The following is a 10,057-nucleotide window of genomic DNA, read 5'->3' as shown; positions in this document are numbered from 1 at the left end:
GACCGTGGTGGCGGTCGCCGCGGAGAAGAACTCCACCCTGGTGCTGCCCTTCCCGGTGGAACTCCTGCGCTTCCTGGAACGCGCCCAGCAGCCGGTTCCGGTGGCCGTGGCCCAGGCGGGCGCTGCCGCACAGCCCGAACCGGGTCGACAGTCCATGGCTCCACCGGCGCCGGGAGCGGCGGTGGGTGGGCCGGCAGTGGAGACGGAGCCGGCGCAGGAGCCGAAGCCGGTGCCGGAGTCGCTGGGCGTGCCGGAGGCCGGACCCGAGGTGGTGCCGGAGTCGCTGGGCGTGCCGGAGGCCGGACGCGAGATGGTGGCGGAGTCGCCGGGCGTGCCGGAGGCCGGACCCGGAGGTGCGCCTGGGCCCGGGGGCTCACCCGCCGACCCGACCGCCGGGGACGCGGCGGGCCGCGAGCCGGTCGGCGGCACGCGGTAGGCGAGGCCCGGCCATCCGTACGTCCGCTGCCGCCGACTGCCTGATCGCCGCGGCCGAACCTGTCCCGCCGCGCACCCGCACCGCTGTCGGCAGTCATTGTCAGACCCCGCCCGTAAGGTCGTAGATCAGTGCTCCACTGCACGACCGATGGGTGGGAGGTGACCCGATGACGTCCGAGGCGACGCCTGCGCTGCACGGCTGCGCCGCCGTGTTCCTTCCGGCAGCGCTCCCGCGTGAGGGTCGGGTCGCCTTCTGGGACCCGGACGGCGACCGGCTGCGTGACGCGGCTGCGGAGATCACCGTCATTGGACCTGGACCTGGACCTGGACCTGGACCTGGACCCGCCGCGCCGGACGCCGGGCCGGACCTTCCGGGCGGGAGTGTGGCGGTGCGTACTGTGCCCGCCGTGCTGCTGTCCGTCGCCGAGGCCGTTCCGCTGCTGGCGCAGGCTCGCCATCGTCCCGGTGCGCATCCCGCCACCGCCGGCTGGGGTGCGGCCGCGCTGCACGCGCTGCATCTGGTGGCGCGCGGCCGGCTGCTGCCGGGGCTGACCCCGACCGATCACGACGCCTGGCGTGCGGGCCCGCTGGACGCGGACGACATCGCCCAGCTGCGCGCCATTGCCGCCGCCATGCCGTACGAGGCACACGCCGTCCCCGTGCCCGGCCCGCAGCCCCCGCACCTGCCCGAACCGGAGACCCTGGTGCGGGCCTTCTTCGACGCGGTGGCCGACGCTCTTCCCCGTACACCGGCCGCGGCCTTCGCGGCGGGCGCGCCGTTCGCGGCCGAGGAGGCCCAGCATCTGCCGGGGGCGCGGGAATGGGCCGCGGAGGCCGCGGCGGGCATGGACGCCGGAGTGCGGGTGTCTCTGCGGCTGGACCTGTCGGCTTTCGAACTCTTCGACATCGCGGACGCGGAGGAGGACGCCGAGCGCAGTGCGGGAGCGGCTCTCGTCCAGGTGCACAGCCTCGCCGACCCGACGCTCGTCATCGACGCGGCCCGGCTGTGGGCGGGCGACGGCGACCAGCACTTCGGCCCCCGTGCCCGGATCGACGCGGTGCTCGCGCTGCGCCGTGCCGCCCGGGTCTGGCCGCCGCTCGCCGGACTGCTGGAGCGGGACATCCCGGATGTGCTGCCGCTCACCGAGAGCGAGTTGTACGACCTGCTCGGGCCGGGCGCGACACGGCTCGCCGCCGCCGGCGTCGCCGTCCACTGGCCCCGGGACCTCGTGCGCTCTTTGTCGGCCGCCGCCGTCGTACGGCCCGCGCCGGGCTCGGCGACAGACGGCACCCCCTTCTTCGACAGCGAGGAACTGCTCGCGTTCAACTGGCAGTTGGCCCTCGACGGCGATCCGCTGACCGAGAAGGAGATGGACGCGCTGGCCGAGTCGCACCGCCCGGTCGTGCGGCTGCGGGACCAGTTCGTCGTGGTCGACCCCGACCTCGTGCGCAAGGCACGGAAGCGGGAGCTGGGGCTGCTGCAGCCCGTTGACGCGCTGGCCGTGGCGCTGACCGGCACCGCGGAGGTCGACGGCGAGACCGTGGAGGCGGTGCCCACCGGCGCGCTGGCCGCTCTGCGTGACCGGCTCACGGCCGGCGCCGCACCGGTCCCACCCCCCGAGGGACTCACCGCCACCCTGCGCGACTACCAACTGCGCGGTCTGGCCTGGCTGGACCTGATGACCTCGCTCGGTCTCGGCGGCTGCCTCGCCGACGACATGGGCCTCGGCAAGACGGTCACGGTGATCGCGCTCCATCTGCGGCGCGAGCGCTCCGCCCCCACCCTCGTCGTCTGCCCCGCATCACTCCTCGGCAACTGGCAGCGCGAGATCGCCCGGTTCGCCCCCGGCGTGCCGGTCCGCCGCTTCCACGGTGCCGACCGGACCCTCCCGGAATCCGGAGGCGGCTTCGTCCTCACGACCTACGGCACGATGCGCACCAGCGCGGAACAACTGGCCGGACACACCTGGGGCATGGTGATCGCCGACGAGGCCCAGCACGTCAAGAACCCCTTCTCGGCCACGGCGAAGGCTCTGCGCACCATCCCGTCACCCGCCAGGGTCGCGCTGACCGGCACCCCCGTGGAGAACAACCTCTCGGAGCTGTGGGCCCTGCTGGACTGGACGACGCCCGGACTCCTCGGACCGCTCAAGGCGTTCCGCTCCCGGCACGCGCGCATCGTCGAGCACGGCGAGGACGAGGAAGCCGTCGAGCGGCTGTCCCGGCTGGTGCGGCCCTTCCTGCTGCGCCGCAAGAAGTCCGATCCCGGCATCGTGCCCGAACTGCCGCCCAAGACCGAGTCCGACCATCCCGTGGCGCTCACCCGTGAGCAGGCCTCGCTGTACGAAGCGGTCGTCCGCGAGACGATGGCCGCGATCGAGGGCGCCGAGGGCATCGCGCGCCGTGGCCTGGTGATGAAGCTCCTCACCGACCTCAAACAGATCTGCAACCACCCGGCGCAGTTCCTCAAGGAGCGCGCGCCCAAGGAGCGGCGTGCCGCCCCGGGGGACCACGCGCGCCGCGGCGGCGAGCCGGGCGCCGGCGCCGTGCGGCTGGCCGGTCGCTCCGGCAAACTCGCCTTGCTGGACGAGCTGTTGGAGACGATCCTGTCCGAGGACGGCTCGGTTCTCGTCTTCACCCAGTACGTCGCCATGGCCCGGCTGCTCGCCGACCATCTCGCCGCACGGGCGATCCCGACCCAGCTCCTCCACGGAGGGACGCCGGTGGCGGAGCGCGAGCGCATGGTGGACCGCTTCCAGTCCGGCGGCGCACCCGTGTTCATCCTGTCGCTGAAGGCGGCCGGCACCGGACTGAACCTGACGCGCGCCGGCCATGTCATCCACTACGACCGCTGGTGGAACCCGGCGGTCGAGGAGCAGGCGACCGACCGGGCCTACCGCATCGGCCAGACCCAGCCGGTCCAGGTCCACCGGCTGATCGCGGAAGGCACCGTGGAGGACAGGATCGCGGACATGCTCGCCGCCAAACGGGCCCTGGCGGACGCGGTCCTCGGCTCGGGCGAGGCCGCCCTGACCGAGCTGACCGACCGAGAGCTGGCCGACCTCGTCTCCCTGCGGAGGCCGTCATGACCCCGCGCAACCGCACCACGGGACCCGCCCGCCACGACGACCGCCGGCGCACGTTCCCCGCGCTCCAGCCCCTCGCGGGTGAGGACTTCGCCGCCAGCTGGTGGGGGAACGCCTGGGTGGACGCGCTGGAGGACACCGCCCTGGACCGGGCCAGACTGGTCAGGGGCCGGGCGTATGCGAGCCGCGGCCATGTCGACGCGATCACGGTCACCCCCGGCCGTGTCATGGCGTACGTCCACGGCAGCAGACCCCGCCCGTACCGCACGGAGATCAGACTGCGGACGCTCACCGACGACGACTGGGACGACTTCCTCGCGGCCGCGGCCTCCCGGCCCGACCACATCGCGGCCCTGCTCGACAAGGATGTGCCGCACGCGCTGGCGCAGGTGGCGGACCTCCTGCCGACGCCGGGCGATCTGATCCCCGACTGCTCCTGTCCGGACGACGGTTACCCCTGCAAGCACGCTGCCGCGCTCTGCTACCAGACGGCCCGGCTGCTCGACGAGGACCCCTTCGTCCTGTTCCTCATGCGCGGCATGGGCGAGCGGGAGATCCTCGCCGCCCTCGCGCACCGCAACGCGACCAGGTCGGCCGCCGAGCGGAGCACTGCCGCGACGGCCGCACCCGTACCGACGGTCCCGGCCCGCGAGGCCGTCGCGGCTCGCACGCTCCCGGTCCTGCCGCCGCCGTTCCCCGTGCCCCTCCACCCGGGGCGGCCGCCGGCATACCCCGAAGGTCCCGGCGCAAGCAGCCGCGGGCTCGACTCGCTCGCCCTCGATCTGCTCGCCACCGAGGCCGCCGCCCGTGCCCACACCATCCTCGTCACCGGCTCCGACCCCATCGCCGGACTCACCACCTGGCAGGACGCGATCCGACTGGCCGCCGCTCACCCGGGCTCGGGGCTGACCGCGTCCACCCGCGCGCTCTACCGGGACCTCGCCGCCGCCACCGGTCGTACGCCCACCGATCTGGCCCGGGCGGTCGCCGCGTGGCGGCAGGGCGGCCGGGCCGCCCTCGAAGTGCTGGAGGAACCGTGGGACCCGCCCGCCGGTCCCTTCGACCGCGCCCGGCCCGCGCTCGTCGCCGCCGACTTCCCGCACTTCCGTCCCTGGCGCAACCACCTCTCGACGCGCTCGCTCCAACTGCGCTTCGGCCGCGACGGCCTCTGGTACGGCTACGAGTCCGACACCGACCGCGAGGACTGGTGGCCCCGCGGCACGCCCGACGCCGACCCGGTGGGCGCGCTCACCGCGCTGCTGGGCAGATGACGGGCCCGGGGCGTCCGGCACGGGGCGGCCCGGTCGACGGACCCGCGCCGGCCGGACCGGTTCACTGACCCGGCCTGCTCACAGACCGGACCGGCTCACAGACCGGGCGTGCTCACTGGCCGGGCCTGCTCGCTGACCGGACCGGCTCGCCGACCCGCCCGGCGTACGGGACGACCCGTGTCAGGAGCTCGTGAGGATCACGAGTTGCTGCGTCGCCCGGGTCATCGCGACGTAGCGGTCGACCGCCCCCTCGATGCCCTGGCCGAACGCCTGCGGGTCGACCAGGACGACCAGGTCGAACTCGAGACCCTTCGACAGCTCCGGAGTCAGCGACCGGACGCGGGACGTCGCCCGGAAGGCGGGATCGCCGATGACGCAGGCGATTCCGTCGTCATGGGCGGCGAGCCAGGTGTCGAGGACCGAGCTCAGATCCGCAGCCGATCCGTGCACGACGGGGACGCCGCCGCTGCGGATGGAGGTCGGCACGTTGGCGTCCGGCAGTGCGGCCCGGATGACCGGCTCGGCCTCCGTCATGATCTCTTCCGGCGTCCGGTAGTTGATGCTCAGGGAGGCCAGGTTGATCCGGTCGAGCCCGATGCGTTCGAGCCGTTCCTGCCACGACTCGGTGAACCCGTGCCGGGCCTGGGCGCGATCGCCGACGATGGTGAAGCTCCGGGACGGGCACCGCAGCAGCAGCATCTGCCACTCCGCGTCGGTGAGTTCCTGAGCCTCGTCCACGACGACGTGCGCGAACGGGCCGGCGAGCAGGTCCGGTTCGGCGCCGGGCAGTCCGCTCTCGTCGATCAGGGTGTCCTGGAGATCCTTCCCGTGCAGCATCCCCATCGCGCCCTGGCTCTCGTCGATCTCGGTGTCCCGCAGCAGGATGTCGATGACGTCGGCCCGGCGCTCCCGTTCGGCGGCGACGGCCGCTTCGTGCCGTCGCTTGCGCCGTGCCGTCTCCGGGTCGCCGAGCCGTTGCCGGGCCGCGTCCAGGAGCGGCAGGTCGGACACCGTCCAGGCCTGGGCGTCCTCGCGCTGAAGCGTGCGCACCTCGTCGCGGTCGAGCCAGGGCGCGCACATCCGCAGATAGGCAGGGACCGACCACAGGTCCCCGACGAGGTCGGCCGCTTCGAGCAGCGGCCACGCGCGGTCGAAGGCCGTCAGCAGTTCCCGGTTCCGCCGCAGGGACTTGCGGAGCAGGTCCTCCGGGGCGTCACCGTCGTGATGGTCCACCAGGATGGTGACCAGCTCCTCCCAGACCTGGTCACGCGCCTCGTTGTGCGGAATGCCGGGTGCCGACTCGAATGCCGAGGCCCAGTCGTCGGCGCTCAGCCGGATGTCGGACCAGTGGGTCGTGACCGTCATCCCCTTCGTGGGCGGCTCCTCGTAGAACCGGACGGCAGACTCGATCGCCTTGACCAGGTTCGCGGACGATTTGAGACGGGCCACCTCCGGATCGGCCTCGATCGCCGCCGTGGCTCCCTCGGTGACGAGGTCCCGCAGGGTGCAGGTCTGCACGCCCTCCTCTCCGAGGCTGGGGAGCACGTCGGCGACGTATCCCAGATAGGGCTGGTGCGGACCGACGAACAGGACTCCGCCCCGGCGGTGCCCGAGGCGGGGGTCGGAGTAGAGGAGGTAGGCGGAGCGGTGCAGCGCGACGACGGTCTTTCCCGTGCCCGGACCGCCGTCGACGACGAGAGCGCCGCGGGAGCCCGCACGGATGATGGCGTCCTGGTCGGCCTGGATGGTGCCGAGCACGTCCCGCATACGTGTCGACCGGTTGCTGCCCAGGCTGGCGATGAAGGCGGACTGGTCGTCCAGCGCTGCGTGCCCGACGAACCCGTCCGGAGTGAACACCTCGTCCCAGTAGTCGCTGATCCGGCCGCGGGTCCAGCGGTACCGGCGGCGGCTCGCCAGGCCCATGGGGTTCGCGTGTGTGGCTCCGAAGAACGGCTCGGCGGCGGGGGAGCGCCAGTCGAGCAGCAGCCGGCGGCCCTCGCTGTCGGTCAGGCCGAGCCGTCCGACGTACAGGGGCTCGTCGCCGTCCTCGGTGACCATGTGCCCGAGGCACAGGTCCAGGCCGAAGCGGCGCAGCGCGCGCAGGCGTGCGGTCAGCCGGTGGACCTCGATGTCCCGGTCCATGGCCTGCCGGCCGATGCCGCCGGGTGTCCGGCGCTCCGCGTCGAGGCGGTCGGACAGCTCGGCGATCGACTGAGCGAGGCACTGCGCGATGGCCGCGAAGTGCTGCTCGTCGCCGTCAATCAGCGTCGGGTCGGCCTTGGAGGCGAGACGGTCGGGAAGGTCGAACGCACTGGTGGTCAGGGGGGTCATGCATCAGCTCCGAACTGAGATCGCTTGCGTCCGTCGCGCGCGGCAGGCCGTCCGCACCGGGGTGACGAAGTCGGGGGCCATGGCGGGCCGGGCACGGCCTGACGTGGACTCCGTGGCCGTTGCCGGCCGGAGTCTGCCGGGCTTGTCGGTTCTGGGTGCGCACACCCGCGCCTCGCGCCGAGCGCCCGGAACCGCACCGCGAGCCCCGCCACGGGCTCGACATCCCCGAGCGAGCCGTACGTCGACAACAGAACACGCATTCAGTGACACCCATTTCCGCAGGTTCCGGCTTCGGCGGACGATTCTGCGGTACGACGGGGGCCTTGCCGCAAGCCCCCCGGTGCGCTATAAGTTAAGAGTGGCAAGGAGAGTCGGTGTACTCCTTGCCTTTCGTCATCTTCGGCGACGGACACCTCGACGGACGGCTCATGACCGTCGGAGCGGCGTGCCGAGCGGCGGGCCCCTTCGGTGTCGCGTCCGACCGTGCCGACCGTACGTCTCACAGCTCACTCACGGGTATGTCAGGCCCGACAGGCAGCTGTATTTGCGTAGGTCGGCCCCGCAGCCCCCAGCCCCGACGGCCCGTCAGAAGACCTTGCCCGGGCTGTCCTTATGACCATGGACGATCCGGCGAGCGAGCTGCTGATCGCCGTAGCGGAGAAGGGCGAGACCGGCTCAGTCAGGACGAGTTGATGGTGCCCGCTCTTCTCCTGCGGACGGCCGGAGGCGCGAGGCCGTGTCGAGCCGGTCCGGCTCGGGGAAGCGGGAGGGGTCCGCGGAGCGCCGCTCGCCCGCCTCGGATCCGGCATCGTTCTGAGGGTTCTCGGGTTTTGGGAGGGGCCTTGCGAAGGCGGGTTCAGAAGTCGGCGAGGGTCGGCTCGTCGAGGCGGGCCACCGACTCCTGTCCGTACGCCGCCCGGTACGCCTCGCGGATCCGCTCGATCAGCGGTCCGCGAGAACCGGCCTGCGACGCCGGGTACAACAGGGTCAGCTCGTACGAACGCTCCTTCTCGATCGTGCCGTTGGCATCACGCCACTGCCCGCGGCCGTCCTGGACTGTCAGCCCGTCCGGGAAGCCCGGGTGACGCTGCGGTCGACGAAGGCCATGAACTGTTCGTCGGTGACATCGGGTCCGCCGTCGGGACGCTCCGTGCCGAAGAAGAGCCGGGTCTCGACGTAGGCACTCCCGGTCGCCGCGGCCTGTACCTCCCTCACCGCGGCCGGTACCTCCGTCACCCCGGTCGGCATCTCCGCCACCATGGCGGGTACTTGCGCGGCCGCCGCGGCCTCCGGGCCGTCGAGCGCCGCGGTGGCGGACGGCGCCGCCAGGGTCCGCACGGCGGCAACGGCACCGGCGGCGGTCAGCAGTGAGCGCTGCTTCGGGGTGGGCACGGATGGATCCCTCCGTCCGGCGTCCGCACGGCGGTCTGCCGGGCGCGCCCTCACTGTGGCAAGGTCCGTGCCGGTGTGCCCGGCAGACGGCGCATGTCGGCCGGACACCACCCGCACGGGAACGCCGGCCGTTCGGAAGGTGACTGCCGGGCACAGAGGTCAGCGGCCGCAGGCCGCAAGCCGGAGGGAGAACCGGATGGTTGATCTTGTCATCGACGGGTGCACCGCCCTGGTGCACGACGACGACGGGCAGATCCACTTCGCGCAGGACGCTGCCGTCGTGGTGCGCGGGGGAGTGATCGATGCCGTCACCTCCACGCGCGAAGCCGCCTCGATCGAGGCCGTGGAGCGCATCGACGGGCGCGGGCAGCTGGCCATGCCCGGCCTGATCAACTGCCACACCCACTCGCCCATGGTCGCCCTGCGGGGGATCGCCGAGGACATGCCCGTCGAGGAGTGGTTCAACGACTGGATCTGGCCGATCGAGTCCAACCTCACCGACCGCGTCGTCGAACTCGGCGCGAGGCTGGCGTGCGCCGAGATGATCCGCGGCGGGGTGACCACCTTCGCCGATCACTACTTCTCGATGGACCGGGTGGCCGCCGCGGTGGGCGACAGCGGACTGCGGGCCAATCTCGGCTGGGCCTTCTTCTCCAGCCAGGGTGCCGAAGGGCGCGAGCGCTCCCTGGACTTCGCGCTGCGGATGCGGGGCGCGGCGGACGGCCGGATCACCACCTCGCTCGCGCCGCACGCGCCGTACACCGTGGACGACGACGACCTCGTGGTGACCGCCGAGCTCGCACGCAGGCACGGGCTGCTCGTCCACCTCCACGCCGCCGAGAACCGGGCGCAGACCGACAACAGCCTGGAGCGGTACGGCCGTACGCCCATCGGTGTGCTCCAGCGCACGGGGTTGCTCGACGTGGACCTCCTCATCGCGCACGGGACCGGGATCACCGCGAAGGACCTGGACGTCCTGCGGGAGGGCACGGGACGCATCGGGGTCGCCTGCGCGCCGAAGGGTTACCTCAAGTTCGCGTGGGACACCACGCCCGTCCGGGGTCTGGCGGCCGCCGGTGTCGCCGTCGGACTCGCGACGGACGGGGCCGCGTCGAACAACAGCCTGGACGTGTGGGAGAGCATGGCGCTGACCGCTCTCGTGCAGAAGTCGGCCGAGAACGACCCCGCCTGGCTCACCTCCCGGCAGGCACTCGGCCACGCCACCACACAGAGCGCCCGGGCCGTAGGACTCGGGGACGAGATCGGCTCGCTCGCCCCCGGTCGACGGGCCGATGTGATCCTCGTCGACCTGAGTGGGCCGCACACCCAGCCGTTGCACGATGTGGCCGCTGCCCTGGTGTTTTCCGCGCGCTCCGCCGATGTCACGACCACGGTCGTCGACGGTCGGATCCTCATGCGGGACCGCCGGCTGCTCACCCTCGACGTACCGGAGATCGTCGCCGAACTGAACGCGGAACTGCCCGCGTTGACCGAGCGGCGGAAGGGCAAGCGGATCCAGGAATACGACGGCTGAGGGCTGTC

Annotated in this window: 4 protein-coding genes and 2 pseudogenes; 4 read left to right on the top strand and 2 right to left on the bottom strand. The window is 72.6% G+C overall.

Going from position 1 to position 10,057, the window contains the following annotated elements; genetic code table 11:
• The 3 genes and pseudogenes from ABTX78_RS23475 to ABTX78_RS23465 form a co-directional block, all read left to right on the top strand.
• Positions 1-436, top strand: a pseudogene (locus ABTX78_RS23475) (hypothetical protein); the annotation flags it as partial.
• 166 nt (positions 437-602) lie between these two features.
• The gene (locus tag ABTX78_RS23470; protein WP_352208745.1) at positions 603-3,524 is read left to right on the top strand and encodes an SCO1167/SCO6262 family helicase; all 2,922 of its coding nucleotides are present in this window, start codon (positions 603-605) and stop codon (positions 3,522-3,524) included.
• Positions 3,521-4,792: an SWIM zinc finger family protein gene (locus ABTX78_RS23465; RefSeq protein WP_352208744.1), complete on the top strand. Its 1,272-nt coding sequence runs from the start codon at positions 3,521-3,523 to the stop codon at positions 4,790-4,792. The genes ABTX78_RS23470 and ABTX78_RS23465 overlap by 4 nt, the downstream gene beginning before the upstream one ends.
• Positions 4,793-4,972: 180 nt before the next feature.
• On the opposite strand, the gene helR is transcribed toward ABTX78_RS23465, so the two are convergent.
• Together helR and ABTX78_RS23455 are read right to left on the bottom strand one after the other, a co-directional pair.
• Complete coding sequence (gene helR / locus ABTX78_RS23460; protein ID WP_352208743.1) at positions 4,973-7,123, bottom strand: RNA polymerase recycling motor ATPase HelR; 2,151 nt, start codon at positions 7,121-7,123, stop codon at positions 4,973-4,975.
• An 856-nt stretch (positions 7,124-7,979) separates the two neighbouring features.
• Positions 7,980-8,371 (bottom strand): annotated as a pseudogene (locus tag ABTX78_RS23455) (DUF3574 domain-containing protein).
• Between the two features lie 340 nt (positions 8,372-8,711).
• Here ABTX78_RS23455 and ABTX78_RS23450 point away from each other — a divergent pair.
• Entirely contained in the window at positions 8,712-10,049 is a 1,338-nt protein-coding gene (locus ABTX78_RS23450) for an amidohydrolase (protein WP_352208742.1), read from the top strand.
• The last annotated feature ends 8 nt before the right edge of the window (positions 10,050-10,057 follow it).

This window comes from Streptomyces sp. NPDC096193, assembly GCF_040302905.1.
GTDB lineage: Bacteria > Actinomycetota > Actinomycetes > Streptomycetales > Streptomycetaceae > Streptomyces.
This window is presented reverse-complemented; position numbering and strand designations above follow the sequence as displayed.

Bases quoted from the DNA above. Each gene is read 5' to 3' on its own strand.
- ABTX78_RS23470 (WP_352208745.1), top strand. From the start codon at position 603: ATGACGTCCGAGGCGACGCCTGCGCTGCACGGCTGCGCCGCCGTGTTC.
- ABTX78_RS23465 (WP_352208744.1), top strand. From the start codon at position 3,521: ATGACCCCGCGCAACCGCACCACGGGACCCGCCCGCCACGACGACCGC.
- helR (WP_352208743.1), bottom strand. From the start codon at position 7,123: ATGACCCCCCTGACCACCAGTGCGTTCGACCTTCCCGACCGTCTCGCC.
- ABTX78_RS23450 (WP_352208742.1), top strand. From the start codon at position 8,712: ATGGTTGATCTTGTCATCGACGGGTGCACCGCCCTGGTGCACGACGAC.